Origin of the sequence: Actinomadura chokoriensis (assembly GCF_039529475.1) — a bacterium.
In the GTDB taxonomy this organism is placed as follows: domain Bacteria; phylum Actinomycetota; class Actinomycetes; order Streptosporangiales; family Streptosporangiaceae; genus Spirillospora; species Spirillospora bangladeshensis.
The window spans coordinates 218,687-244,731 of record NZ_BAAAMW010000004.1 but is presented as its reverse complement, the minus strand read 5'-3'; the positions used below and the strand labels follow the sequence as shown (position 1 = coordinate 244,731).

General features: G+C 72.6%; 26 protein-coding genes. 17 read left to right on the top strand and 9 right to left on the bottom strand.

What is annotated here, in order from left to right:
• The first annotated feature begins 41 nt into the window (after nt 1–41).
• The 8 genes from ABFX46_RS11760 (at nt 42) to ABFX46_RS11725 (ending at nt 8,271) form a co-directional block, all read left to right on the top strand.
• Complete coding sequence (locus ABFX46_RS11760; protein WP_346041823.1) at nt 42–1,547, top strand: AMP-binding protein; 1,506 nt, start codon at nt 42–44, stop codon at nt 1,545–1,547.
• Nucleotides 1,544–2,116: a VOC family protein gene (locus ABFX46_RS11755; protein ID WP_346041821.1), complete on the top strand. Its 573-nt coding sequence runs from the start codon at nt 1,544–1,546 to the stop codon at nt 2,114–2,116. The genes ABFX46_RS11760 and ABFX46_RS11755 overlap by 4 nt, the downstream gene beginning before the upstream one ends.
• Entirely contained in the window at nt 2,100–2,741 is a 642-nt protein-coding gene (locus ABFX46_RS11750) for a carboxymuconolactone decarboxylase family protein (protein WP_346041820.1), read from the top strand. The genes ABFX46_RS11755 and ABFX46_RS11750 overlap by 17 nt, the downstream gene beginning before the upstream one ends.
• Complete coding sequence (locus tag ABFX46_RS11745) at nt 2,741–3,895, top strand: acyl-CoA dehydrogenase family protein (protein ID WP_346041818.1); 1,155 nt, start codon at nt 2,741–2,743, stop codon at nt 3,893–3,895. The genes ABFX46_RS11750 and ABFX46_RS11745 overlap by 1 nt, the downstream gene beginning before the upstream one ends.
• Nucleotides 3,892–4,917: an SMP-30/gluconolactonase/LRE family protein gene (locus ABFX46_RS11740; protein ID WP_346041817.1), complete on the top strand. Its 1,026-nt coding sequence runs from the start codon at nt 3,892–3,894 to the stop codon at nt 4,915–4,917. Before ABFX46_RS11745 ends, ABFX46_RS11740 begins: the two co-directional genes overlap by 4 nt.
• A gap of 108 nt (nt 4,918–5,025) precedes the next feature.
• On the top strand, nt 5,026–7,167 hold the full coding sequence (locus ABFX46_RS11735; protein WP_346041815.1) for a tetratricopeptide repeat protein: 2,142 nt from the start codon (nt 5,026–5,028) through the stop codon (nt 7,165–7,167).
• A 12-nt stretch (nt 7,168–7,179) separates the two neighbouring features.
• Nucleotides 7,180–7,356 (top strand): DUF397 domain-containing protein, encoded by a 177-nt coding sequence (locus ABFX46_RS11730; RefSeq protein WP_346041813.1) that lies wholly within the window; start codon nt 7,180–7,182, stop codon nt 7,354–7,356.
• A 501-nt stretch (nt 7,357–7,857) separates the two neighbouring features.
• Nucleotides 7,858–8,271, top strand: a complete 414-nt coding sequence (locus ABFX46_RS11725) for an ATP-binding protein (RefSeq protein WP_346041812.1) — start codon at nt 7,858–7,860, stop codon at nt 8,269–8,271.
• Nucleotides 8,272–8,313: 42 nt separating this feature from the next.
• Here the strand turns inward: ABFX46_RS11725 and ABFX46_RS11720 are convergent, their stop codons facing one another.
• From ABFX46_RS11720 to ABFX46_RS11710, 3 genes are all read right to left on the bottom strand, one after another.
• Nucleotides 8,314–8,955, bottom strand: coding sequence for a choice-of-anchor P family protein (locus ABFX46_RS11720; RefSeq protein WP_346041811.1), 642 nt, complete (start codon nt 8,953–8,955; stop codon nt 8,314–8,316).
• A 29-nt stretch (nt 8,956–8,984) separates the two neighbouring features.
• On the bottom strand, nt 8,985–9,815 hold the full coding sequence (locus ABFX46_RS11715) for a L,D-transpeptidase (RefSeq protein ID WP_346041809.1): 831 nt from the start codon (nt 9,813–9,815) through the stop codon (nt 8,985–8,987).
• Between the two features lie 143 nt (nt 9,816–9,958).
• Nucleotides 9,959–10,432 carry a MarR family winged helix-turn-helix transcriptional regulator gene (locus ABFX46_RS11710; protein WP_346041807.1) on the bottom strand — a complete coding sequence of 158 codons (474 nt, stop codon included), beginning with the start codon at nt 10,430–10,432 and terminating at the stop codon, nt 9,959–9,961.
• A 100-nt stretch (nt 10,433–10,532) separates the two neighbouring features.
• Between ABFX46_RS11710 and ABFX46_RS11705 the strand changes: the two genes are divergently transcribed.
• Nucleotides 10,533–11,726: a PP2C family protein-serine/threonine phosphatase gene (locus tag ABFX46_RS11705; protein ID WP_346041806.1), complete on the top strand. Its 1,194-nt coding sequence runs from the start codon at nt 10,533–10,535 to the stop codon at nt 11,724–11,726.
• Here ABFX46_RS11705 and ABFX46_RS11700 read toward each other — a convergent pair.
• Genes ABFX46_RS11700 through ABFX46_RS11690 form a run of 3 tightly spaced genes read right to left on the bottom strand, consistent with a single transcriptional unit; the run spans nt 11,701 to nt 15,028 of the window.
• The gene (locus tag ABFX46_RS11700) at nt 11,701–12,138 is read right to left on the bottom strand and encodes a response regulator (RefSeq protein ID WP_346041804.1); all 438 of its coding nucleotides are present in this window, start codon (nt 12,136–12,138) and stop codon (nt 11,701–11,703) included. The genes ABFX46_RS11705 and ABFX46_RS11700 overlap by 26 nt on opposite strands.
• Nucleotides 12,135–13,835, bottom strand: a complete 1,701-nt coding sequence (locus ABFX46_RS11695) for a sensor histidine kinase (RefSeq protein WP_346041803.1) — start codon at nt 13,833–13,835, stop codon at nt 12,135–12,137. The genes ABFX46_RS11700 and ABFX46_RS11695 overlap by 4 nt, the downstream gene beginning before the upstream one ends.
• Complete coding sequence (locus ABFX46_RS11690) at nt 13,835–15,028, bottom strand: PP2C family protein-serine/threonine phosphatase (protein ID WP_346041801.1); 1,194 nt, start codon at nt 15,026–15,028, stop codon at nt 13,835–13,837. The genes ABFX46_RS11695 and ABFX46_RS11690 overlap by 1 nt, the downstream gene beginning before the upstream one ends.
• A 361-nt stretch (nt 15,029–15,389) precedes the next feature.
• On the opposite strand from ABFX46_RS11690, the gene ABFX46_RS11685 reads away from it, so the two are divergent.
• A complete protein-coding gene (locus ABFX46_RS11685) occupies nt 15,390–15,941 on the top strand; it encodes an RNA polymerase sigma factor (RefSeq protein WP_346041800.1) in 552 nt (183 codons plus the stop codon).
• Entirely contained in the window at nt 15,938–17,101 is a 1,164-nt protein-coding gene (locus ABFX46_RS11680) for a CU044_5270 family protein (RefSeq protein WP_346041799.1), read from the top strand. Before ABFX46_RS11685 ends, ABFX46_RS11680 begins: the two co-directional genes overlap by 4 nt.
• Before the next feature lie 68 nt (nt 17,102–17,169).
• On the opposite strand, the gene ABFX46_RS11675 is transcribed toward ABFX46_RS11680, so the two are convergent.
• Nucleotides 17,170–17,427, bottom strand: coding sequence for a hypothetical protein (locus ABFX46_RS11675; protein ID WP_346041797.1), 258 nt, complete (start codon nt 17,425–17,427; stop codon nt 17,170–17,172).
• A 226-nt stretch (nt 17,428–17,653) separates the two neighbouring features.
• On the opposite strand from ABFX46_RS11675, the gene ABFX46_RS11670 reads away from it, so the two are divergent.
• The 3 genes from ABFX46_RS11670 (at nt 17,654) to ABFX46_RS11660 (ending at nt 22,217) form a co-directional block, all read left to right on the top strand.
• Nucleotides 17,654–19,120 carry a pentapeptide repeat-containing protein gene (locus tag ABFX46_RS11670; RefSeq protein ID WP_346041796.1) on the top strand — a complete coding sequence of 489 codons (1,467 nt, stop codon included), beginning with the start codon at nt 17,654–17,656 and terminating at the stop codon, nt 19,118–19,120.
• 150 nt (nt 19,121–19,270) lie between these two features.
• A complete protein-coding gene (locus ABFX46_RS11665; RefSeq protein ID WP_346041795.1) occupies nt 19,271–21,355 on the top strand; it encodes an RNA degradosome polyphosphate kinase in 2,085 nt (694 codons plus the stop codon).
• Nucleotides 21,348–22,217, top strand: coding sequence for an NUDIX domain-containing protein (locus tag ABFX46_RS11660; protein WP_346041794.1), 870 nt, complete (start codon nt 21,348–21,350; stop codon nt 22,215–22,217). The genes ABFX46_RS11665 and ABFX46_RS11660 overlap by 8 nt, the downstream gene beginning before the upstream one ends.
• On the opposite strand, the gene ABFX46_RS11655 is transcribed toward ABFX46_RS11660, so the two are convergent.
• Entirely contained in the window at nt 22,214–23,707 is a 1,494-nt protein-coding gene (locus ABFX46_RS11655; RefSeq protein WP_346041792.1) for a CYTH and CHAD domain-containing protein, read from the bottom strand. The two genes, ABFX46_RS11660 and ABFX46_RS11655, sit on opposite strands and share 4 nt — an antisense overlap.
• 117 nt (nt 23,708–23,824) lie before the next feature.
• Here ABFX46_RS11655 and ABFX46_RS11650 point away from each other — a divergent pair, with 117 nt between their 5' ends.
• Entirely contained in the window at nt 23,825–24,517 is a 693-nt protein-coding gene (locus ABFX46_RS11650) for an HAD family hydrolase (protein WP_346041791.1), read from the top strand.
• A gap of 30 nt (nt 24,518–24,547) precedes the next feature.
• On the opposite strand, the gene ABFX46_RS11645 is transcribed toward ABFX46_RS11650, so the two are convergent.
• Nucleotides 24,548–25,096, bottom strand: coding sequence for a TetR/AcrR family transcriptional regulator (locus ABFX46_RS11645; protein WP_346041790.1), 549 nt, complete (start codon nt 25,094–25,096; stop codon nt 24,548–24,550).
• 64 nt (nt 25,097–25,160) lie between these two features.
• On the opposite strand from ABFX46_RS11645, the gene ABFX46_RS11640 reads away from it, so the two are divergent.
• The gene (locus ABFX46_RS11640) at nt 25,161–25,556 is read left to right on the top strand and encodes a nuclear transport factor 2 family protein (protein ID WP_346041789.1); all 396 of its coding nucleotides are present in this window, start codon (nt 25,161–25,163) and stop codon (nt 25,554–25,556) included.
• Nucleotides 25,557–25,718: 162 nt separating this feature from the next.
• Nucleotides 25,719–26,015 carry a hypothetical protein gene (locus ABFX46_RS11635; RefSeq protein WP_346041788.1) on the top strand — a complete coding sequence of 99 codons (297 nt, stop codon included), beginning with the start codon at nt 25,719–25,721 and terminating at the stop codon, nt 26,013–26,015.
• The last annotated feature ends 30 nt before the right edge of the window (nt 26,016–26,045 follow it).

The window sequence follows — 26,045 nt, the reverse complement described above, 5'->3', positions numbered from 1 at the left end:
CTGTCAAGTCAGGTACCGGGAGGCCGCATGGCGAGGCGTTCATGCTGATCAACGACATCGTCGAGTACGCGGCGCGCAAGCATCCGGACCGCGCCGCGGTCCTGTTCGAGGACCGCGAGATCACGTACGCCGAGCTCAGGGACAGTGTCCGGCGCACCGCGAACGCGCTGGCGACGATCGCCGAGCCGGGCGACCGGGTGGCCGTCCTGTCCGGGAACCGGCCCGAGTACTTCGACCTGTACTACGGCGTTCCGGCCGCCGGGATGGCGCTGACCTTCCTCAACCACCGGCTCCACGCGTCCGAGATCGCGGGGCTCGTCGACCACGCGCAGGCGTCGGTCCTCATCGTGAGCAGCGAGTACGTCGAGGCCATGGCCGCGCTCCGCGACGCGATGCCGTCGGTGAAGGTCGTCCTGAACCTGGACGACGACTACGCCGACCTCGTCGCGAAGGCGCCCGCCACCGAGCCGCCGCGCCCGGACGAGGACTCCGTCGCCTGGCTCGTCTACACCAGCGGGACGACCGGCAGACCCAAGGGCGTCATGCTCAGCCACCGCAACCTGGTCACCGGCGTGATCAGCTCGGTCGCGCACTGGGAGATCCCGGACGCGACGCGGTTCCTGTTCTGCTTCCCGCTGTGCCATGTCGGCGGCTACACGGCCGTCGTGTACCACCTGCGCGCGGCCACGGTCGGGATCGTCCGGTCCTACGACAACGACACGTTCCTGCGGCTGGTCGCCGAATGGAGGATCACGCAGACCGGGCTCGCGCCGACGATGATCGCGTTCCTGCTGTCGCATCCCGGCATCGAGGACCGCGACCTCGGCACGCTGGAGGCCATCGGGTACGGCGCGTCCGCGATCCCGGCCGAGGTGCTGCGCCGCGGGATGGACGTCCTCGGCTGCGACTTCTACCAGGGCATGGGCATGAGCGAGCTGGGCGGCAACATCCTGCACTTCGGGATCGCCGAGCACCGCCGCGCCGCCGCCGGGGAGACGCACCTGCTCGCCGCCGCGGGCCGCGTCATGGACCTCGCCGACGTCCGGATCGTGGACGGGGAGTTCCGCGACGTCCCGGACGGCGAGCCCGGCGAGATGGTCGTCCGCTGCGACCAGGTGATGCGCGGGTACTGGCGCGAGCCGGAGCTGACCGCGGCCGCGTTCCGGGACGGCTGGTTCCGCACCGGCGACGTCGTCCGGCGGGACGCCGAGGGCATGGTCTACATCGTCGACCGCATCAAGGACATGATCATCACGGGCGGGGAGAACGTGGCGTCCCGCGAGGTCGAGCAGGTGCTGTACCGGCATCCGGCGATCGCGGACGCGGCCGTGTTCGGCGTCCCCGACCCGCGCTGGGGCGAGTCGGTCTGCGCCGCGGTCGTGGCGCGCGAGGAGGTCACCGCGGAGGACGTCATCGCGTTCGCCCGCGAGCACCTCGGCGGCTACAAGGTCCCGCGCCGCATCGAGTTCGTCGGCGAACTCCCCCGCAACGTCGCCGGAAAGGTCCTGAAACGCGACCTGCGCTCCCGATTCAAGGAGGTCTCATGAACACCGAGTTCGAACTCGGCGGAATCAACCACCTGGCGCTCGTGTCGTCCGACATGAAGCGCACCATCGACTTCTATTCCGGCGTCCTCGGAATGCCGCTCATCAAGACGCTGGACCTGCCCGCCGGATTGGGGCAGCACTTCTTCTTCGACTGCGGCGGCGGCGACTGCGTGGCGTTCTTCTGGTTCCCCGACTCTCCCGACGGCGTTCCCGGGATCTCCGCCCCGGCCGGACGTCCCGAGCAGGGGGAACTCGTCAGCGCGGTCGGGTCGATGAACCACGTCGCGTTCCACGTCCCGCCCGAGAAGTTCGAGGAGTACCGCAAGCGCCTCAAGGAGAAGGGCGTCACGGTCAGCCCGATCCTCAACCACGACGACAGCCCCGCCGGCGTTTCCCGCGACGTGCACGACGGGGTGTTCGTCCGCTCCTTCTACTTCCAGGACCCGGACGGGATCCTCCTCGAATTCGCCTGCTGGACCCGCACGTTCGACGAATCCGACGTCTCCCACGAGCCCAAGACCGGTGCCGACCGCACCGCCCCGAAGGAGCACCATGCCGCGACTGCGTGAGGTACCCCGCGCCGAAGTCACCGACGAGCGCATCCTCTTCTTCTACGACCACCTTTTCGCGCCCGACCGCGACCCGGCCGTCGACCACGGCACCGCGACCGGCTCGCCCGGCGACTGGTGGACGGTGTTCGCGCAGTCCCCGGACGTGTTCCGGCACGCGGTCAAGGGCTTCGCGCTCTACCGGAACGCCGAACTCGACCCCGTCCTGCGGGAACTCGGGCAGTGCCGGGCCGGCTGGGCGCGCGGCAGCCAGTTCGTGTTCTCGCAGCACTGCAAGCAGATGCGGGCCCTCGGAATGGACGAGATGAAAATCGAATCCATTCCGCACTGGCAGACGGCCTACTGCTATTCGCCGCTGGAGCGGGCCGTCCTCGCCTACACCGACTGCCTCGTCCTGGACGGCGGCCGGACGCCCGACGCCGTCTTCGAGAAACTGCAGGAGCACCTCTCCGACAAGGAGATCCTGCAACTCACCTACATCACCTGCATGTACGACATGCACGCGACGATGTCCCGCGCCCTGCGCCTCGAATTCGACGACCGCCCCGAACCGGTCGTCGAGGTCGCGGCGCCCGAGGGCTACGGCAACCGCGACATCTCCGCCGACCTGACCGGAGGGGCCTGATGCTGTTCCCCGTGCCCGACCGGGTCCGGGACGTCCGGGACGCCGTGCACGCCTTCATGACCGAGCGCGTCGAACCGGCCGAGCCCGCGCTCAACGCCGGCGACCGGGAGAAGCTCCGGCAACTCCGCGAAGAGGCGAAGGCGGAGGGCCTCTGGGCGCTCGGCCACCCGACCGAACTGGGCGGCGGCGGCCTGCCGTTCCTCGACTACGTGTACGTCAACGAGGTGCAGGGGCGCAGCGAATGGGGCCAGCTCGCCCTCGGCACGTTCACCCTCCAGGACTCGCTCATGCTGCACAAGTACGCGAGCCCCCGCTGGCGTGAGCGCTACCTGGCCCCGATGGTCGCCGGCGAGGTGTCGCCGAGCTTCGCGATGACCGAACCCGACATCGCCAGCTCGGACCCCACGCAGCTCCGGACCACGGCCGTCCTGGACGGCGACCACTGGGTCATCAACGGCCGGAAGTGGTTCACCACCGGCGCCGCCGACGCCGCCTACACGACGGTCATGTGCCGCACCGAGCCCGAGGGGACGGCCCCGCACCGCTCCTTCAGCATGATCGTCGTCCCGACGGACACGCCCGGGTACCGGATCGTCCGGGAGACGCCCGTGCTGGGCATCAACGGCGGCCACTACGAGGTCGACTACGACGACGTCCGCGTCCCGGCCGACAACCTGCTCGGCCCGCGCGGGCACGGCTTCGTCATCGCCCAGGACCGCCTCGGCCCCGGCCGCATCTTCCACTGCATGCGCTGGCTCGGCCAGGCCCAGCGGGCCTTCGAGCTGATGTGCGCCCGCCTCGGCACCCGCGTCGCGTTCGGCGAGCCCCTCGCGGCCAAGCAGCTGATGCAGCAGCACGTCTTCGACTCCTACACCGAGATCCAGGCGGCCCGCCTGCTCACCCTCCAGGCCGCCGAGGCGATCGACGCGGGCGGCCAGGCGCGCATCGAGATCGGCGCGATCAAGGTGGTCGGCGCCCGCATGCTGCACAACGTCATCGACCGCGCCGTCCAGGTGCACGGCGCCGCCGGGCTCACCGACGACACGCCGCTGTCCCGCATGTACCGGCACGCCCGGGAGGCCCGCATCTACGACGGCCCGGACGAGGTCCACATCCAGAGCACCGCGCGCCGCATCCTCAGGGAACTCGGATGAGCATCACCCGCAGGTCCCTGCTCGGCGGCCTCGGCGTGGCCGCCGCACTCGGCACCACGGCCGCCGGCCGCTCGCGCCGGCGGCCGCGAAAGGGAGAGAAGTTGAAGATCACGAAGCTGGCCGACCGGCTGATGTTCCCCGAGGGCCCGACCGTCCTGCCCAACGGGGACGTCCTCGTCGTCGAGCTGCACCGCGGCACCCTCACCCGCGTCCGGCCGGACGGCACCACGTCCATCGCCGCGGAGACGGGCGGCGGCCCGAACGGCTCGGCGCTCGGCCCGGACGGACGCGTCTACATCGCCAACTCCGGCGGCCTCAACCGCTTCGAGGTCGGCGGCTTCGTCTTCGCCGGCGGCATCCCCGACGACTACGAGGGCGGCAGCATCCAGGCCGTCGACCTGTCCGACGGCTCCGTCGAGACCCTCTACTCCGACGGCCTGCGCGGCCCCAACGACCTGGTCGTCGACGCGCACGGCGGCATCTACTTCACCGACTACGGCAAGAGCGACGGCGTCACCGGCGACAAGGGCCGCCTCTTCTACGCCAGGGCGGACGGCTCGTCCATCGAGATGATCGCAGGCGGCATGGAGGGCCCGAACGGCATCGGCCTGTCACCCGACGGCACGCGCCTCTACGTCAGCGAGACCTACACGGCCCGCGTCTGGTGGTGGGACGTCACCGGCCCCGGCGAGATCAAGGGCGGCAGGTCGCTCGGCGGCTCCGGCGGCGGCAACTTCCTCTACACGGCCCCCGACTACACCAACTTCGACTCCCTGGGCGTGGACGGCCACGGCAACGTCTGCGTCGCGTCCATGGTCCACGCGGGCATCTCGATCATCAGCCCGAAGGGCGACCTGGTCCGCTTCGTGGACATCAACGTCGACAACGACCCGGGCATCACCAACATCACGTGGGGCGGCGAGGACATGCGCACCGCCTACGTGACCGCCTCCAGCACCGGCCACCTCCTGAAGATCGAGAACTGGCCCCACCCCGGCCTCGTCCTCAACCACGCCACCTGACCACGCCGCACGGTCCGATGGACCGGCGCAAGGGGCGGGCCGAGACCGGCACACCGGCCTGCCCCCGAGGCCCTTCTGCCCGCGGCCGCGCACACTTATGATCCGTCCATGGACCTGGAGGCGGTGTTCGGCGGTGGGGGCCTGGCCGTAACGGCCGCCGCCGCCGCGATCGCGTGGGTGCAGTTACGCCGGACGCCTGCGCCTCCCCAAGGTCAGGGGAATCGGGGCGGCGGGCAGCCCAGGGGAACACTCCGCCCGCCGACCGGCCGCCTGCCCCGGCAGGTCCGCGGCCGGGACCAGATCCTGCGCACGATCGAGGACATCGCCCGCCGACCGGACGGCAGCGTGCACCTCCTCGGCGGCCTCGGCGGCACCGGGAAGACGACGATCGCGCTGCGCGCGGCGGAGACATGCCTCGCCGCCGGGCGGCGCGTGTGGTGGGTCTCCGGCGTGGACGCGGGCTCGCTCGCGTCCGAACTCCTGGAGCTGGCCACGGCCCTCGGCGCCACGGCCCAGGACATCGAGGACGTGTCGAACGGACGGCGGAACCCGGCCGACCTGCTGTGGGAGTTCCTGGAACCCCAGCGGAACTGGGTCCTGGTCATCGACAACGCGGACGACCCGGCCGCGCTCGCCGTGCACGGCCGGACGGCACAAGACGGTTCGGGCTGGATCCGGCCCAGCTCCTCCGGCCTGGTCATCCTCACCAGCCGCAACATCGACCCGATGGCCTGGGGCCGGCACGTCACGATCCACACCGTGGGCTGGCTGCCGGCCGAGCGGGGCGCGGACGTACTGCTCGACCTGGCCCCGGACGCGGGCACCCGCGAGGAGGCACGGGCCCTGGCCGAGCGCCTGGGCGGCCTTCCCCTGGCACTCCGGCACGCGGGCTACCACCTCGCGTCCCCGTTCCACCGGGAGCGCACCTTCGCCGCCTACGCCGATGCGCTGCGGGACCGGTTCCCCGAGCTGATGGGGGTGGGCGCCGACGACCGGTCGATCGTGACCAGCACCTGGCGGCTCACGCTCGGCGCCCTGAGCGACAGCGGACATCCCGAGGCCGGTGCCCTGTTGCGAGTGCTGTCCAGGTTCGCGGGCGGCGTCCCCTTCCGTTGTGACCTGCTCGATCACGACGTCCTCGGGAGCGGGTGCGGCATGCCGGACGGGGCGCGGGTCGCGGACGGTCTGCGGGCGCTGGCGAACACCGGTCTGATCACGGTCTCGTCCGGGGGCGACGCCGATGTGATCACCGTGCATCCGCTCGTCGCCGAGACTCTGCGGACGGACGATGAGGACCGGCACGTCCATGAGCGCGTCGCGGCGGAGCTGGTGGCCGCGGCGGCACGGCGCCTGGATCCGAGGGACTCGGGGCACCGCCCCGCTTGGTCCTCCCTCGTGCCGCACGTGGGAGAGCTGCTCCAGGCCACCGGGTCCCGACCCGGTGAGCCCGCGATCGAACGCGCGGCCGAGGCCGCGAGCCTCATCGCGATCGCCCTCGGCTGGGGCAGCCAGTACTTCGCCGCACTCCGGCTGACCGAGGAGTCGCTGGCGAGCACCGCGGTTCTCGGCCCCGAGCATCCGGCCGTCGTGGAGCTGACGCTCACCCGGGCCAAGGTCACCCGCCTGCTCGGCGCCCCCGCCGACGCCGAGCCGATCGTCCGCCGTGTGGTGCGCACGCGCGAGCGGCTCCTCGGCATCGACGATCTCGAGACCCTGGGCGCCCGGCACGAACTCGGCCTGTGCCTCATGGGCCAGGAGAAGACGGGCGAGGCCGAGCAGGAGTACACGGCCGTCCTCACCGCCAGGCGCCGTCTTCTGGGGAACACCCATCCGAGCACCCTCGCCAGCCGTCACGTCCTCGCCAACATCGCGTACAAGCTGGGAAGGCTGGAGGAAGCGGAGCAGCAGTACCGTGAGGTGTACGCGGAGCGGTGCCGCGTGCTCGGAGCCGAGCATCACGACACGCTGGTCACCCGCAAGCACATCGCGCGGGTTCTCGCTGAGCGGCGGCAGCGGCAGGAGGCGGCGCGGGATTACGCGGAGATGCTCCCGATCATGCGCCGGATCATGGGCGACGAGCACGGCCATGTCCTGTCCGTCCGGTTCGAACTGGCGACCCTCCTCGCGGCGCAGGGCAAGAAGCAGCTCGCACGGAAAGAACTGGAAGAACTGACCGGAGTCCTGTCGCGTGTGCTCGGCGGCGACCACTCGCTCACACGCGCGGCCGAGCAGGTCCTCACCGAGTTGTAAGGGGAGCGCTTGATGAACACCCCGACGTTCCGCAAGTCGCGGCATTCGGACATGCACGACTCGTGCGTCGAGCTCGGACGGGACGGCGTCCTCGTCAGAGTGCGCGACTCCAAGGCACCGGGCACCGGGACGCTCGGCTTCTCGGTGGCGGAGATGCGGAGCTTCTTCGCCGAGGTCCGCGCACGGTGAGCCCGGTGTCGGCGAGGAGTTGTTCGCCGGGTGGGTCCGGAGAGCCCGAGCGCTGGAGTGATGACGTCAGGGTGACCTGACGCGGATGCTCGGGGGATGGCAACTCCTGAGGGGATCGAGCGGGCCGTCACGCTCACCGGTGCGGCCGTCCGGTACGACGAGTTGCGGGTTCGGGACGCGGTCGGGAGGCGCCGCTCGAACGCGGGCAGGTGCCGGAGCCACTCGCGCTCGGGGAGGTCATCGCGCGGAAGGCGGTGTGCGGGCGGCGGCTCGCCGCGCGTCGGCACGGCGGATCAGGGCGTCGTGAGCGCGGCGACTGCGGAGGGCCGGAGGCGGGGCGGGTCTGCGGTGCTGCGCGAGCTCGCGGGACGGGGCGGCGAATAGTCCGCGCGGTCGTGGAAGTCGGTGGGAATATGCGGGTGTCGCGGTTTCCGGGCGGGTGGAGTTTCCCGGAGTGGTGATTGGGAAATCTGGCTGCTAGAGGGAACGGAGGCGATTGGCATGGAGGTCGTTCTCGAAATGACCCTGCCGAGGAACGCCGAGAGCGCTCCGCTGGTGCGGCACACGCTCGACGCCTCTCTCCGCGGGCTCGGGGTGGGATCCGAGGTCCGTGCCGATATCGCGCTCGCTCTGGGGGAGGCGTGCGCGAACGTCATCCAGCACGCCGCGGCCGGAATGGAGTACGAGGTCCGGGCGCGGATGGACGGGGCGAGATGCATCGTGGAGGTCATCGACGGGGGCGCGGGCGACGCGGCGGAGGAGGGTGTCGAATGGGAGTCCCTGCAGGTGCCGCCGCTCGCCGAGCACGGTCGGGGGCTCCAGTTGATGCGGGCGTTCACGGAAGAACTTCACATCGCCGACCGGGTGCACCGGAACGGCGCGATCGTGCATTTCGAAAAGTCGCTGGCGGGCTGACCGGACCCGGCGGGCGGGGCGCCCGCCGGGTCGCGGCGGCGGTCAGCCGGTGACCGGAAGGTCGTGCTTCACCGGGCTCGGCGCGGGCGCCTCGGACGGGGCCCGCTCGGGGGCTCCCTGCCCGCAGGTGGCGGACGCGACCCTGAGCGCGCCCTTGTCGCCGGGCAGCATCAGCTCCATCGCGGTGACGGCGAGCCGGCCGTCGGCGGTGCGCTGCTGCTTGTTGAGGACGAGCGAGGTGCGGCCGACGCCGTCCACGTCGACCGGGATGGTGGTGTTCGGCGGCGGCGTGGAGTCGAGCCGCTTGCCGGCGAGGACGGCGTCGGCGAGGTTCGCGCTGCCCCTGCCGTTCACGCACTTCGCGGAGACGGCGTCCGCGGCGAGCTTCGCGGTCGGGACGGCGAGCCGCGCGACCGACGAGTGCGCGCGGTCGGCGGAGGCGCTGACGTCCAGCGCGGACGCCCTGGCCAGCTTGGTGTGGTTCTCCTGCAGCAGGCGTTTGCTGACCGTCCGGGTGGTGGAGGAGACGGCGGGCACCGGCGGGACGGCGAGCGGCCCGGTGACCGCAAGCCCGTACGCGGACCCCTCGCCCCCGGTGGCCAGGGCGGGGCCCGCGGTGGCGACGAGGCCGCCGGCGAGCAGGCCGGCCGCGGCGAGGCGCGCGAAGGCATGGCTGTGACGCATGGTGGTACTCCGTTCGTTGAGATCTTGGGTCAGGCCGAGATGAACACCAGCGAGCCGAGCGGGACCCGGGACAGCGCCTTCAGCGCGTCCGCGGGCACCCGCACGCAGCCGTGCGTGACGGCCTTGCCGAACACGGCGGCGTCGGGCCAGCCGTGCAGCGCGACGGTGCCCGGCCCGCCGCCGAAGGTGTCCAGGGTCGCCGAGTGGGTGCCGAGCGGCAGGACGATCGGGCTCTGCCGCTTGTCCGGCGGCACGATCGAGGCCATGACGAACGTCCGGCCGGTGGGCGTCGGGGTCTTGGCGCCGCCGACCGCGACCTTCCACCGCCCGGCCGCCCGCCCCGACTTGAGCAGCGTGAGCCGCCGCTTCCCGAGTTCGACCTGGACGGTGTAGGGCGTGTGCGCGGTGCGCAGCCCGGCTCCGGAGACCCAGCCGCTCGCCTGGTTGGGACGGCTCGGCAGCAGCACCCGCCGCCAGCCGCCGGAGCTCTCCACCACGGGCACCCAGGTGGGGCCGCCCAGTTCGGTGGCGGGAAGCGTGGCGATGCGGCGCCCGCCCGGACGGTCCAGCACCGGCGCCGCCTCGGCCGGGTGCACCACCAGCCCGTCGGTGGCGCCGTCCGGCGCGGTGTCCTTCGGGGCGCCGGGGACGGTGCTGAACGTGGTGGCGTCGGGCACCTCGGCGGCGCCGGCCTCCGCGGCGGTCCGCTCGCCGCCGTCCGGGCGCCCGGTGGACGCCGTGCCGTGCGCGGAGGAGCCGCCGCACCCGCCGAGCAGGAGCACGGCCGCCGCGGCGGGGAGCAGCCCGGCCGCGGTGACGGCGCGGCGGGACCGCCGCGCGGGGGCATTCGTGGTCGCCATGGGCCGGGATGTTAGTAGTGGTGGAGGCGTGCGTATGGAGAATGGCGAAAACGTGGCGCGAGTCGCCATTCTAAAAAATGATAAACGCCAATTTGATAGGCGCTTTGCGGAGCGTCGTGATTTACCCGAATAAATCAGGCGAGTCAGGCGAGCATGGAGAGGGAGCCGTCCTCGTCGTCCGGCTTGGAGGCCGCATCGTGGAACTCCGTCAGCCCCCACAGCAGCGCGGCGCGCGCGGACGCCGGCATGAGCGCCAGCACGCGGGTGAGGTCCTCCAGCCGCCGCACCCGGAGCCGGTCGAGCAGCGCCCGGCCGTCCTCGCTCAGCCGGACGGTGACCTCGCGGCGGTCGCGGCCGGGGTCGCGGGTCAGCAGCCCGGCGGCCTCCAGCCGGTCGCACAGCCGGCTCGCCGAGGACACCAGCGCGCCCAGCTCGCCCGCCAGGTTGCTGATGTTGACGGGGCCGCGCTCCAGCACGAACAGCGCGCGCAACTGCGTGGACGGGACGGGCACGTCGGGTGCATTGTGGGCGCGCGACCAGATGTTCATGAGGGTGGATGCCGCGTCGTCCAGGGCCGCCGCGGAGTCCGCGGCTCCCTCACCCGACGTGTCCACCATGCCCTCCACTGTTACACACGACGTCGCCGACGGCATCCCCGGACCTGCGGTTCCACCCGGCCCGGAGACCGCCCCGGCGCCCGTCCAGGCGAGGAGGGCGATGCACGGCGAACCCGCGGACGATGACGGCGCCGGGGTGCCGGCGGAGGCGCTGTGGGCCGCGCCGCCGCACGAGCTGCTGGAGGCCGCGACCGGGCTGCTCGAACGGCACGCGGGCGCGACCGCCGCCGAGATCCTCCTCATCGACTACCGGCAGGCGTTCCTCGTCCGCACCGCCGAGGACGCGGAGGACGGCGACGTGCCCGTCGACAACACCGCCCAGGGGCACGCGTTCGCGGCGCAGCGGACCGTCCCGGAGCAGGACGCCGTCCATCTGCCGCTGACCGTGAAGGGCGAGCGGCTCGGCGTGCTGACCGTCCGCGCCCCCGGCGGCGGGCCGGACCGGCTGGAGGAGTTCGCCGCCGTCCTCGCCCGCGCCCTGAAGATCGCCGACCAGGGCACCGACCTGTACCGGCGGCTCCGCCGGCGGACGCGGCTGACGCTCGCCGCCGAGATGCAGTGGGACCTGCTGCCCGCGCCCGCCTACGACGCCGCCGAGTTCCGCTTCGCGGGCCAGCTCGAGCCCGCCTACGCGGTGTGGGGCGACGCCTTCGACTGGTCGGTGTCCGCCGAGGCGCTCACGCTGACCGTCAGCAACGGGATGGGCTCCGGCACGGACGCCGCCGCGCTCACCCACCTCGGGGTCAGCGCGCTGCGCAACGCGCGGCGGTCCGGCGCCGACATCGCCGAGCAGGCCGCGCTCGGCGACCAGACGCTGTACGCGCGGCATCGCGGCGAGCGGCACGTGGCCACGCTGCTGATGGAGTTCGGGCTCGACACCGGGCGGGTCCGGGTGGTGGACGCGGGCTCGCCGCGGATCTACCGGATGCGCGGCGGCGCCACCGACGGGATCGGCTTCGACGCGCAGATGCCGCTCGGGATGTTCGGCGACACCCGCTACACGACCGAGGAGTTCACGGTCGAGCCGGGCGAGCGGCTGGTCGTCGTCAGCGACGGGGTGCACGCGGCCGAGTCGCCGTCCGGCGTCCCCTACGGGCGGTCCGCGCTGTTCCAGGCGCTGCGCGCGACCCGGCTGCAGGACCCGCCGGAGGCCGTCCGCACCATGATCCGGCACTTCGTCGACTACCACGAGGGGACGAGCCCGGTCGACGACGCCGTGATCGTCTGCATCGACTGGACGGGACGCGGCCGGTCACCGGGCCGGCGGGTCAGCGCGGCAGCTTCACCACGGTGACGAAGAAGTTGTCGATCTGGCGGACGACGGAGATGAACTGGTCGAAGTCGACCGGCTTGGTGACGTAGGCGTTGGCGTGCAGGTGGTAGCTGCGCAGGATGTCCTCGTCGGCCTCGGACGTCGTCAGCACGACGACGGGGATGGAGCGCAGGTCCTCGTCCGCCTTGATCTCGCCGAGGACCTCGCGGCCGTCCTTGCGCGGCAGGTTGAGGTCGAGCAGGACGAGGTCGGGGCGCGGCGCGTTCGCGTACTCGCCCTCCCGGCGCAGGAACGCCATCGCCTGCTCGCCGTCGTTCACGACGCTCAGGGTGTTGTTGACCTTGTTGTGCTCGAACGCCTCGACGGTCAGCAGGACGTCGCCGGGGTCGTCCTCGACGAGCAGGACTTCGATGGGTCGCGGGCCTTCGTTCATGAGTCGTCTCCGATGCCTATGTGCGGCTGGACCGGCAGAGTCCAGTGGAAGGTGGTGCCGGGCGCGTCGCCGCGGTCGTCGGTGTCGAGCCAGATGCGGCCGCCGTGGAACTCGACGATCTTCTTGCAGAGCGCCAGCCCGATGCCGGTGCCGGTGTACTCGTCCCGCGGGTGCAGCCGCTGGAAGATCAGGAAGATGCGGTCGGCGTACCGGGGCTCGACGCCGATGCCGTTGTCGGCGCAGCCGAACACCCACTCGTCGCCGTCGCGGCGGGCGTCGATGACGACCCGGGGCGGCACCCCCTCGCGGCGGAACTTGATCGCGTTGCCGATGAGGTTCTGGAAGAGCTGGGTGAGCTGCGTGCGGTCGCCGGGCACCTGCGGCAGGTCGCGCAGCTCGACCTCGGCGCCGGTCTCCTCGACCAGCGCCGCCAGGTTGTCCAGGGCCTGCCGGCCGACGGCCGCGAGGTCGATGGACTCCTCGTGCTGCGTCATCCGCCCGACCCGGGAGAAGCTCAGCAGGTCGTTGATGAGGGCCTGCATCCGCTTGGCGCCGTCGACGGCGAACGCGATGTACTGCTGCCCCCGGTCGTCGAGCTGGTCGCCGTAGCGCCGCTCGATCATCTGGCAGAAGCTCGCGACCTTGCGCAGCGGCTCCTGCAGGTCGTGGCTCGCGACGTAGGCGAACTGCTCCAGCTCGGCGTTGGACCGGCGCAGCTCCTCGGTCTGCTCGTTCAGCTGCCGGGTCTTCTCCTCGCTGTAGCGCCACTGCCGGATGATCCGGTTGCGCATCGCGTCGATGATGACCGCCAGCTCGTTGATCTCGGCGGGGCCGGGGACGTCCAGCGGGGCCCCGAACTCGCCCTGCGACACGGCGCGGACGCGTCCGGTCAGCGAGGACACGGGGGTCAGCACGGTCCGGCGGAACAGCACGGCGAGGGCCAGCGCCGCCACGACGACCATGATGAGCGCGGCGACCGCCGACCACTGCGCGGTGCTCGCGCGGGACCGCAGCTTCGCGGCCGCCCGGTCGTGCAGCTCGGTGATGCCGATCTGGAGCGGCGTCATGTCGCCGCGCGCCCGGCTGAGCAGCCGCCGCGCCTCCCGGCTCTCGTCGGGGTCGATGCCCGCGCCGCCGGCACTCGTCGCGATCTCGTCGGCGAAGCCGGTCCGCCACGCCCGGGAGTCGGCGGTCGCCTTGTCGAGGAGGCGCTCGACCTCCTCGCCGCCGTCCACGTCCGCCAGCAGCCGGCGCATCCGGTCCGCGCTCTCGGCCTCCTGCCGCACGGCCTCGCGGTACTGGTCGACGTGCTCGGGCCTGCCCTCCTGCGCGTAGTCGCGGATGGCCATGTCCTGGTTGGTGACGGCGGTCGAGAGGCGGAACTGCTCCAGGGTCGCCGGGTCGACCTGGTTGATCAGGACGTCCCGCGCCGCGTTGTTTCCGTACAGCGCGGTCCCGGCCTGGACGAAGGCGAGCAGGAGCAGCAGGCCGAGGACGAGCGCGCCGACCTGGTAGATCCGGACGAGCCGGACACGGCCGAGCCCGTGCCCCTCGGGGAGGTCCGCCGCGGGCAGCACGACGGCCGGCCCGCTGATCCGCAGTTCCCGGGGGACCTCGACGCGGTGCTGCTCATCGCGGTGCTGCTCATCGCGGTGCTGCTCGGTGCCGCCTTCGGTCTCGGACCCGTCGGCCGCCATCAGCCGTCCCCCCGGCTCAGCAGCAGGACCGCGAGGTCGTCGGACAGGACGCCCCCGTTCAGCCGCTCCGCCTCCGCGATGAGCCCGTCGATGAGCACGTCGCCGCGCTGCCCCTCCGCGTGCGCCAGCTTCGCCAGCTCGACCAGCCCGGACAGGTCGAGGTACCCGTCGCCATCGTGGCCCTCGATCAGCCCGTCGGTGTAGAGCAGCAGGGTCCACGACTCGCCGAGGTCGAGGTCGAGGGCGGGCCACTCGACGCCGGGGATGAGCCCGAGCGCCGGGCCGCGCGGCTCGTCCGGGACGGTCGCGACGCCGCCCGGCCCGAACAGCAGCGGCGTCGGGTGCCCGGCCCGGTACACCCGGGCGCCGCGCCGGTCGGGCGCGATCGTCAGCATGCACAGGGTGGTGAAGATCTCCTCGGCCCACCGCTCGTGCTGCAGGACGGCGTCGAGCGTGTCCAGCAGCCGCGGCCCGGTGTGCCCGGCGAGGACGAGCGTCCGCCACGCCATGCGGAGCCGCACCCCGAGGGACGCCTCGTCGGCGCCGTGCCCGCTGACGTCGCCGATCACGACGTGGACGGCGCCGTCGGCGGTCTCCACGGTGTCGTGGAAGTCGCCGCCGAGCAGCGCGCGGTCGCGTCCGGGCCGGTAGCGGGTGTGGTGGCGGAGCGTGCGGTCGTGCAGGATCGGGACGGGCAGCAGGCCGCGCTCCAGCCGGGCGTTCTCCCGGCTCAGCGCGCGCGCCTCGACGAGCTGCCGCTCGGACTCGTCGGCGCGCTTGCGCTCGATCGCGTAGCTGATCGCGCGGGTGAGCAGCGCGCCGTCCACGTCCTGCTTGACGAGGTAGTCCTGGGCGCCGGCGGCGACGGCGGCCACGCCGACGTGCGCGTCGGCGAGGCCGGTCAGCACGAGGACGGCGGTGGCGGGCGCGTGCGTGCGCACCTGGTGGAGCGCGTCGAGGCCCTGCGCGTCCGGCAGCGACAGGTCGACGATGACGCACTGGATCTCGGGCCGCAGCGCGTCGAGGGCCTCCCGCAGCGTGGTCGCGACGGTGATCCGGATGCCGGGCTGGGCCTCGGCGAGCAGCTCCTCGAACAGGAACGCGTCCCCCGGATCGTCTTCGACGAGGAGGAGGTGCGGGGAGCCGGCCACGCCGAGGAGTCGCTCCGCACCGCGACTGTGCATCGCGGCCATGTCTCAGCTCCTTCGGTCCGGCGCAACCGGGGGGATCAGGCGGAGGGTTTGCTTGTCGTCCAGCAAATATTAGAGGCAGTCGATCGCTGGAATGCACAGCAAACGCCCGAAACGACGCCCTTGGCCCCACAACCTACTTGCGCCGCGCGCGGTAGCGCGCAACCCGGGAGCGCTTCACCATGGACGTCTTCGACTTCGGCGCGCTCATCGCGCGCTTCCCCGACCGGGCGCGGCCCGGCCGCCGACCCGGGGTCGGGTGTAACAAGGCCGCACGCCGGGCCACTACCTCGTAACAGGAACACCTGACGGACGGAGAAGCGGTGGCGGACGACAGCGGCGGAGGGACGGGCGGTGACGCGGCGTGAGCCCTGATGAGGAGCGCTTCACCGCGATCTACGACGCCTGCCGGCAGAACGTGTGGGCGTACGCCGCCGGCCGCGCCGGGCGGCAGGTCGCGGACGAGGTGGTCAGCGAGACGTTCGCGGTCGCGTGGCGGCGGCTCGCCGACGTCCCCGACCCGGCCCTGCCGTGGCTGCTCGGCGTCGCGCGGAACGTGCTGCGCGACGGCCACCGGGCGCGGGTGCGGCGCGAGTCGTTCACGGCGGAACTCGGCCGGTGGGCCGCCCGTCCCGTCGGCGACATCGCCGAGGACGTCGCGGAGCGGCTCGCCGTCCTGCGGGCGATGGCGGCGCTGCCCGAGCAGGACCGGGAGGTCCTGATCCTGATCGCCTGGCAGGGGCTGACACCGCGCGAGGCGGCCGGGGTCGTCCGCTGCTCGCCCGCCGCGCTGCGGGTGCGGCTGCACCGGGCCCGCCGCCGCCTCCTCCGCGCCGCCGAACAGGAGATGGCGAGCGACCGCGGACCCGGCGGGGTGCGTCGGCGGGTGGGGATCATCAGCGAGGAGATGTCATGAGGGACGTACTGCACACCCTGCGGCAGGCCAGGCCCGCCGAGCTCGATCCGGGCGCGCCGGTGGACGCGGGCGTCCGGCGCGCGGAGCTGGCCCGCGCCATGGCGAGCGACTCGCCGGGCGCGCGGGCGGAGCCGGCACGGCGGCGGGTGCGGCCGGTGTGGGGGCTGAGCCTCGCCGGAGCGGTGGTGGCGGGGGCGATCGTCGCGGCGACCGTGGTCACGACCGGCGGGAGCCCGGACGGCCCGGCGGCGCCGCCGCGTCCGGGCGGGGCCGAGCCGGTGCTGGACGCGAAGGCCGTGCTGCTCGCGGCGGCGGTCAAGGCGGACGGGCAGACCGAGACGGTGCGGGCCTACTGGCACCAGGCCACGGTCTCGTCCCATCTCTACATGGTCGGGACGGGCGCGGACCGCTACGGCGTCGTCGTCCGCGACAGGGCGGAGACCTGGACGCCGAGCCGGCCGGGCGTCCACAGCTGGACACTCCAGCAGAACCTCGGCGCCCGGCCCGCCACCGCGGCGGACGCGGCGGTGTGGCGGCGCGCCGGATCTCCCGCCGCGTTCGAGATCGAAGTGCCGAAGCCGCCCAACACCAAACCGCGCACGGGACGTGTGAAGTCGTTCACGGTGAAGACCGCTCCGGGCCGTCCCGACGTGAGCAGCGCAGCGCTGGTGGACGGGGACAAGGTGTTCTGGCTGGGCCGGAACGTGACCATGAAGGATCTGCGGTCGCTGCCGTCCGACGCGAAGCGCCTCAAAACCGAACTGCTGCGCTGGTACGAGGGCCACGGCACCGAGTCGGACCGGCCGATGGCGTCGGACGAATGGCTCTACCAGGTGGCGCGCGGCCTGGTGATGGACATGCCGGTGAAACCGGAGGTCCGGGCGGCGGCGTTCCGGATGCTGGCCGCTCTCCCGGCGGTGAAATCGGTCGGAAGGGCGACGGACCCGCAGGGCCGGACCGGAAACGCGATCGCGGTGGACGAGAAGACGAGCCGCGGCGTCGTCCGCCACCAGATGATCATTGATCTGTCCTCGGGAACGGCGCTGGCCAGCGAGAACATCGTGCTGAGCCCGGCGGCCGGGACGGGGATCCCCGCCGGGCGGACGGTGGACTCCACCGTCATCGTCACCACGGAATGGACGGACGCCCACCCGCGCTGACACGACTGGGCAAGGGACGGCGCCGGCCGCGGTGCCGTCCCTTCCCGGCGTTAGTGGCCGAGATGTGATCAGGCGCTTTTAGGCGTCCGGCGGGCCGTTTTCTGCGCGGCCTTGCGCTGCGCGGCGGCGGCCTTCGCGCGGTTGAGGCTTTCTCTCACCTTGGCGGCGCCGCGCGTCGCGGTCACGGTGTCCTTGGCGCGGCCGGCGTAAACGGCGAGCACCTCGGCGACGGGCGGCGGCTGCCATTCCTCCTTCGCGACGATCGGCACGACGGGGACGGACGCGGGGACGGATGCGTGGACGGCTGGGGCTGAGTTTCCGGGCACGGCGTTACCAAGCACGGGGACGAGCGCGAGATGCGATTGGCAGTGCGGGCACTGCACCCCCGGATGGGTGTCTCTGCTCATAACAGAAATCATTACGCAAGGGTCTGACAAAACAACCCCGCCTTTAATCCGGGTTCCGCCGGGCGGCCGGGTGGCGCCGGGGTCGCACGTACCTGGCCACCGGGAGACCTTCACTCAGCGCGGCCGCGTGGGTAGAACGAGAACCGTGACTTCTCACGAGCCTTCGTCGCCGGCGGTGTTCTGGCCGCGCTGCTCGGCCGTCCGCGGATGCAGCGGACGGGCGGCCGGGCGGTCCGGCGGCTGCCCCGCCCACCTGCGCCCCCGCGAGTTCGAGGAGTTCGCCGGCTCGCTGCGCCCGGGCGGCGATCTCGACCTGCGCGGCGTCACCGTCCCGGCGTGGCTGCTCGACGCCGTGCTGGACGCCGTCACCGGGCCGGACGGCCGCCCCCACCTCGGCCGGGCGCGGTTCGACGGCGCCGTGCTGCTGTCCGACGCGGTGCTGCGCGGCGTCTGCGTGGAGGGCGACAGCTCGTTCGACGGCGCCTGCTTCCTCGGCGGCATCTCGTTCTACGACGCGCGGTTCTTCGGCAACGCCTCGTTCCGGGGTGCGCGGTTCGGCCGGAACGTGTCGTTCCACGAGGCCCGCTTCCACCGGTTCACCTCGTTCGAGGAGGCCGTCTTCACCGGCGACGCGCTGTTCGGGGAGGTGCGCTGGCACGCCGACGCCTCGTTCCGGAACGCCGTGCTCATGGGCGCGGCCTGCTTCGACCGGGCCCGGTTCGGGCGGGACGCGGCGATGCAGGCGGCGTGCTTCCGCGGCCCCGTCTCGTTCAAGCGCGTCCAGGTGGCCCGGCACGCCCGGTTCGAGCGGACGCGCTTCCGGCAGGGCGCGGCGCTCGGCCCGCTGGTCGCGGGCGGCCGGATCGGCCTGTCGGACGCGACCGTGCACGGCCGGCTCCGGGTCCACGCGGCGGCCTCGCGGGTCATCGCGCGCGGCGTCGTCGTGCGCGGGGAGGCCGCGTTCCGGCTGCGGAACGCGGAGGTCGACCTGGAGGACGCGGTGTTCGAGGGCCCGGCGTCCGTCCGGTCGCTGGCCCGCCCGATCCAGGGGCTCGCCCCGCCGGCCGGGCCCGCGGCCGTCCGGGTCGTGTCGCTGCGGCGGGTCGACGCGGCCGGCCTCCAGCTCGCCGACGTCGACCTGAGCGGCTGCGGCTTCCTCGGCCTGCGCCGCCCGGACGCGCTGGCGATCACCGGCGACTGCCCGTTCGCGACCGTCCCGGGGCGGCGGACGCTGCGGCCCTGGGGCCGCGACGGCCGCGCGGTGCTCGCCGAGGACCTCGTCCGCGGCACGGGCGACCCCGCCTGCGACGACCGGCTGCGGGCGCTCTACCTGGAGCTGGCCCGCGCGACCGCCGACTCCGACCGGGGCCGGCTCGCCCGCGACTTCCGGTACGGCGCGCTGGAGCTGCGGCGGCACGGCGAGCGGGACCCGCTGCGCCGCCTCGGCCTGACCCTGCTGTGGGTCACCTGCGGCTACGGGCTCCGCGCGGGACGCGTCGTCGCCTGGCTCGCGGTGATCGCGGCGCTGGTCTGCTTCGGCGCGTCCACCCTGCACCACGGTGACCGCGCGGACACCGCGCACATCGCGCATCTGGACGGCGGCGGCACGTGACCGCCGGCCCGGGCCGGGGCGGGGCGGCCGGGCGGGCGGCCGGAAATACCGAATGATCAGCGGGAACCCGGGGCATGATCGGAGTGTCTGATACTTCGGTGAATCCTCCGAGTTCGACCGCCGTTCATCTTGGTCAGGGAAAATTTGGGCATGACCGTCAATCCAGGACAGCTCCCCGTTCCACCCGATGCGCTGCCGGACGACCGCTTCCTCGATCGGGAGGAGAGCTGGCTGAGATTCAACCAGCGCGTCCTGGAGCTGGCCGAGGATCCGGGCCTGCCGCTGCTGGAGCGCGTCCGGTTCCTGTCGATCTTCGCCAGCAACCTGGACGAGTTCTTCATGGTCCGCGTCGCCGGCCTCGCCCGCCGGATGGCGACCGGGCTCGCCGTCCAGTCCGCGAGCGGCCGGCAGCCCCGCGAGGTGCTGGAGCGCACCGGCGAGGTCGCGCACGAGCTGATGGCCCGGCACGCGTCCTGCTTCCGTGACGGGATCCGGCCCGCGCTCGGCGAGGAGGGCGTCGACATCCTGCGCTGGGACGAGCTGGCCGAGACCGAGCAGGAGCGGCTGCGGCGGCTGTTCCGCGACCGGATCTACCCGGTGCTCACCCCGCTGGTGGTCGACTCCGCGCACCCCTTCCCCTACATCTCGGGCCTGTCGCTGAACCTCGCGGTGATCGTCCGCGACCCGGAGACCGACGCGACGATGTTCGCCCGCGTCAAGGTGCCGCCGCTGCTGCCGCGCTTCATCGAGGCGTCCCCCGACCGGTTCACGCCGCTGGAGGACGTCATCGCCGCGCACCTCGGGCAGCTGTTCGTCGGGATGGAGGTCGTCGAGCACCACGCGTTCCGGGTCACCCGCAACCAGGACCTGGAGATCGACGACGACATCAGCGAGGGCCTGCTCCAGGCGCTGGAGCGGGAGCTGCTGCGCCGCCGGTTCGGCCCGGTCGTCCGGCTGGAGGTCGAGGAGTCGATCTCCGCGGCGGTGCTGGAGCTGCTCACGTCCGAGCTGTCGGTGGACGAGGGGCAGATCTACCGCGTCGTCGGGCCGCTCGACCTCGGCGGGCTCGCCGCCATCGCCGACCTCGACCGGCCGGAGCTGAAGTACCCCCCTTTCGTCCCGTCGAAGGAGGCGCTGCCCGAGGACGCGAGCATCTTCGGCGCCATCCGTGAGCGGGACGTGCTCGTCCACCACCCCTACGACTCGTTCACCACGACCGTCCAGCGGCTGATCGAGGACGCCGCCGCCGACCCGCGCGTCCTCGCGATCAAGCAGACGCTGTACCGGACGAGCGGCGACTCCCCGATCGTGGACGCGCTGATGAGCGCCGCCGAGGCGGGCAAGCAGGTCGTGGTCGTCGTCGAGCTGAAGGCCCGGTTCGACGAGCGCGCCAACATCGCGTGGGCGCGCAAGCTGGAGACGGCCGGCTGCCACGTCGTGTACGGGTTCGTCGGGCTGAAGACGCACTGCAAGCTCGCGCTGATCGTCCGGCAGGACGACGAGGGCCAGCTGCGCCGCTACTGCCACATCGGCACCGGCAACTACCACCCGAAGACCGCCCGCCTCTACGAGGACTTCGGGCTGCTCACCGCCGACCCCGAGGTCGGCGAGGACGTCAGCGCCCTGTTCAACCACCTGACCGGCTACTCGCGGCAGAGCTCCTACCACCGGCTGCTCGTCGCGCCGAACAGCCTGCGGTCCGGGCTCGTCCAGCGCATCGAGCACGAGATCGACAACCGGCGGTCCGGGCATGCCGCGCGGGTCCGCATCAAGTGCAACTCGCTGGTCGACGAGGTGATCATCGACGCGCTGTACCGGGCGTCGCGGGCCGGGGTGCCGGTGGACGTCTGGGTGCGCGGCATCTGCGCGCTGCGTCCCGGCGTGCCGGGCCTGTCGGACACGATCCGGGTGCGCAGCGTCCTCGGCCGGTTCCTGGAGCACTCGCGGGTGTTCGCGTTCGAGAACGGCGGCGAGCCCGAGGTGTGGATCGGCAGCGCCGACCTCATGCACCGCAACCTGGACCGCCGCGTCGAGGCCCTCGTCACCGTCACCGACCGGGCGCAGCGCGACGACCTGCTCGCGCTGCTCGACCGCGCCATGGACCCCGGCACCCACGCGTGGGCGCTCGCCGGCGACGGCACCTGGACGCGGGCGCGGCCCCGGCCGGGCGAGACGCTCCTCGACGTCCAGACGCACCTGGTCAAGAGCCGCCGGTGGAGGACGGTCGATGGCTGAGGTCGTCCACGCGGCGGGCGCCGTGCTGTGGCGGGACGGGCCGGGGCAGGGGCCGGAGTTCGCGGTGATCCACCGTCCCCGCTACGACGACTGGTCGTTCCCGAAGGGGAAGGTCGACCCGGGCGAGCACGTGCTGCGCGCCGCCGTCCGCGAGATCGAGGAGGAGACGGGCATCGTCGCCCGCCTCGGCCGCCGCCTCCCGACCAGCCGGTATCCGATCGGCGCGCGGACCAAGCAGGTCGACTACTGGGCGGCCCGGCCCGTCACGTCGAGCGCGTTCGCCCCGAACGACGAGGTCGACGAGCTGGTCTGGCTGCCGGCCGCCGAGGCGGAGGCCCGGCTCAGCTACCGGCACGACATCGACCTGCTCCAGGAGTTCCTGCGCGGCCCTTCGCGGACGTCGCCGCTGATCATCCTGCGGCACGCGTCGGCGGGCGAGAAGACCGCGTGGCGGGAGGCCGACTCGCTGCGCCCGCTGGACGCCGCCGGCCGGCGCGAGGCCGCGGCGCTCGCCGGTCTGCTGCACGCCTACGGGCCGCTGCGGGTGATCAGTTCGGCGACGGCCCGGTGCCTGGAGACCGTCCTGCCTTACGCGCGTCTGACCAGGGCGTCCATCGGCACGGACGCGGCGTTCACGGTCGGCGACACCGGCCCGGAGGCGTCCGTGGAGCGGCTGCTCTCACTGGCCGGCACGCCCGCGCTCGTGTGCACGCACGGCGAGATCGTCTCCGAACTCGTCTCCGGTCTGTGCAAGCAACTCGGGGAGAAAGTCCCGGACGACCCGGGCCTCCGCAAAGCGGAGTTCTGGGTCGCCCACCTCACCGATTCCTCAATGCCCGCCCTGGAACGGCACAGCCCCTAGAACGACGGGCCGAGAGTGCGCGACCAGGTCGTCGCCAGCCGGTCGCGCGCGGTCATGGCTTCGCATTCCTCCTTGCCGTACAGGACGCCGAGCGTGAAAGCCTCCGCCGGAATCTTCGTGCGTTTCGCGGCGGCGGCGAGATGCTCCATGGCGATGACGCCGTCCTGGTACTCGCCGAGGACGCCCTGGATCCGCTTGGCGTCCTCGACCACCCGCTTCGCCGCGACGCCCAGCACCGGAACCGCCAGTTCGGCGGCGTACCGGACGCGCTTGGCCTCCTTGCGGGTCTCGTGCCGCGCCGTGTCGGGGTCGTCGGCCGTCTTGATCGACGCGTACTCCCCGGCCATCCGGTCCCAGGCCCGCGTGACGAGGCCGGGCAGTTCCTTGCGGGCCTTCTTGCCGGCCTCGGCGGCCAGCGGCGGCGCGGTGATCAGCCGGTCGAGTTCGTCGAGCAGTGCGAAATACCTCGGCTCCTTCAAGGCCGCGTTCAGCCGCCGGTACGCCGACCGCTCCTGCTTCTCCAGGTCGTCCAGCAGGAATTCGGGCGCGCCCTGGAACCGCATGCGCAGCACTTCGCGGTCGCGCACTTCGCCGAGCTCCTGCGCCAGCCAGCGCAGTTCCGGACCGAGCCGGACGGTCCGCTCCGCGTCCAGCACGGACCGGTAGCTGCGCAGCGCGCTCCGCGTCCTCCGCACGCCGACCCGCATCTTGTGGACGGCGTCGTGCTCGCCCAGCCGGGCCTTCGGGTCGAAGTGCGCGATCGCCTCGACCTGCTCGGCGAGGTACGCCATCACGACCTCCCCGGTCGTGATCGCGGGCGCCTTCCCGTTGCTGGTGGCCGCCGTGATCCGCGAGCGGGCCCGGGCCCGCGCGGCGGCCGCGGCCGAAGGCACCACGGCCTCCCCGAGCAGCCGCCCGAGCTTGGACGACGACTTGGCCCGCTTCGCGCCGCCCTTGCGGAGCCGCTTCCCGGCCGCCTTCAGCAGGTCGGGCGCGCCCGTCCCCAGCTCGACCTCGATCTCCCGCCACCGCTGCGGCTCCGCGTCCTCGCCGCCCCGCCCGGTCACCAGGTCGTCGGCGACCTCCGCCAGCTCGGCACCGTCCGCGCCGAGCAGCCCGACGACCGTCCGCCGCGTCTCCAGGGTCGCCACCGGGCGCAGCTCGGCGCCCCGCGTGTACGCCGCGACCAGCCCCGCGAGCCGCGCCGGGACGACCAGCGGCCGGCCGAGCGGCGCCCGCAGCTCCTGCTTGCTGTCCGGCCCGGCTGGCATCTTCAGATGCCAGCCCGCGTCCGGCCCGCCCCGGCGCCGCCGCAGCGTGATCTTGTTCGCGGCGAGCCGGAGGTCGGCGGTGTCGAAATAGGTGGCGTGCAGTTCGTGCACCTCGGGCTCGCCGAGCGCGGCCACGCCCGGCAAACCGCTCAAGTCCGGCAGGACGAAGTCGGGGGCGGCATCGTACTTCTGCTCGATCTCCAGATGCCTCTCGGCCACGCTCTGCTCCTTCAGGGACGTCGGTCGACCACCACGCACACCCAGATGACCAGCATTTCACGCCCGGATGAACAGCGGCGGAATCCTTTGCCCGCGCCTTCGCCCTACCATGCGTCCGTGCGGACACTGGTGCTCTGGGACGTCGACCACACCCTCATCGACGCCGGCGGCGTCAGCGCCGGCATCTACGCGTCGGTGTTCGAGCGCCTCATCGGCGGCCCGCCCGAGAAGGTCGCCGCCATGGCCGGCCGCACCGACCTGGCCATCACCACCGAAACCCTCCGCCACCACGGCATAGACCCGACGCCCGCCCTCCTCGCGTCCTTCACGGCGGCCCTGGCCGAGACCTTCGCGACCCGCTCCCACGAGATCGCCGCACGGGGCCGCGTCCTGCCGGGCGCCCACGCCGCCCTGAAGGCCCTCGCCGCCCGTCCCGACGTGATCCAGTCGGCCCTGACCGGCAACATGGAGCAGATAGCCCGCGTCAAACTGACCGCCTTCGGCCTCACCGACCTCTTCGACCTGGACGTGGGCGCCTACGGCATGGACGGCGTCGAACGCCCGCCCCTTGTCCGCCTCGCGCAGCAGCGCGCGTCCGGCAAGTACGGCGACGCCTTCACCGCGTCCAACACGGTCCTGATAGGCGACACCCCGCACGACGTCCGCGCAGGCCACGAAGGCGGCGCCCGCGTAGTGGCCGTGGCGACGGGCGCGACCACAGCCCCCGCCCTACGCCTCTCCGGCGCCGACCTGGTCCTGAACGACCTGACCGACACCCCGAACGTAATCCGGGCAATCCTCCCGATCTGAAACCAACTGCGGTGGGTGTGGGAGCGCCGGTCAAGTGGTGAGGACGGTGCGGCAGGTGGTGGCTATCAAGGGGTCGATGGCCGGTGGGGGCGGGGTGGCGTTCAGGAGGTGGCGGCGGACGGCGCCGTAGGGGACGTCGACGGTGGCGAAGAGGAGGCGTTCGCGGTCGATGGCCGGGTGGCGCTCGATGAAGGCGTCGAGGGCGGCGTCCACCTCGCGGTTCACCGAGGCGAACTCGGCGGGCCATTCGCCTACCAGGTCTTGGCGCCGGTAGAGCAGCAGGACGGCGGCCTCGTCGGGGTGGGAGCGGCACCAGCGGGGCGTGTGGAGCGCGGCCGACTCGGGGTCGTCCGCTGACAGGGCCGCGATGAAGCCCTGCTGGAAGCGGTGCGCGCAGCGCGTCCAGAGGGTGGCGAGCAGCAGGTCGCGGGAGCCGAACCGGTGGTAGATCGAGCCGGACGGGGCGCCGAGCCGCGCGGCGATGGCGCCGATCGTGGCGGCGCCGGGGCCGTTCTCGGCGGTCACCGCGAGCGCGGCGTCGAGGATCTGGTCCTCGCGGAACTTGGACGGTCTTCCCAAGGGGCGCCTCCCGTGTTAGTAGTTGTTTCATTCTAGAACGCCTTCTCTAAAAGGAGTACGTCCCATGGCCGCCGACTCTGACGTCGTCGCCGGGTTCTACGCCGCCACCCAGGCGCGGGACGCCGCCGCGATCCTCGCTCTGCTGCATCCCGAGTTCGAGGCCCATACCGCGCCCGGCCTGCCGTGCGGCGCCGGCGGCGCGTTCCACGGGCCCGAGGAGACCCTCGCCCGTGTGTGGGGTGCCGTTTTCGCCGAGTACGACACCGCGCCCTACGCCGAGACCTGGCATGAGACCGAGGACGGGCTGGTGGTGGTGACCGGCCATTACCGGGGCACGGCCCGCTCGACCGGACGTCCTCATGAGGCGGAGTTCGTCCACCTGTGGCGCGTCGTGGACGGGCGGATCTCCTGGCTCCACCAGTACACCGCCAGGTGGCGCGAAGCCCTGCTTCCCGCCTGATCGGTCGGCGTCGGTGAACGGCCTGGTGGGACGCGGCGATGCGCCCGTGAGTTCGGGGGTTCGGGTGGCCGGTTCATGCCAGTCGGAGGTGGAACCCAGCGGTCGGACGGTGCATCGATACATGCGAGGTCGTCCGACATTGGGGGTTTTGTGAAACGTGCAGTGCCGGTTCTCGCCGTGCTCGCGGCCGGTGGGGTCCTGCTGCTCAGCGGGTGCCAGAGCCACACGCAGCGGTGCGTCAACGGCAAGTGCCATGTGACCGTGAGCGGTGCCGGGCAGACCCTGGAGGTCAACGACGTCGACGTCACCGTCTCGCAGATCTCCACGGAGGGGGTGACGGTGTCGGCGGGCGGGTCCGCGCCCGCCGTGATCGCGAACGGGGAGAGCGCGCAGGTCGGGCCGGTGTCGATCCGGGTCACCTCGATCGAGGGGCAGAAGGTCAAGTTCGACCTGGAATAGGGGGACCGGGGGCCGGGCGCCGGCGTGTGA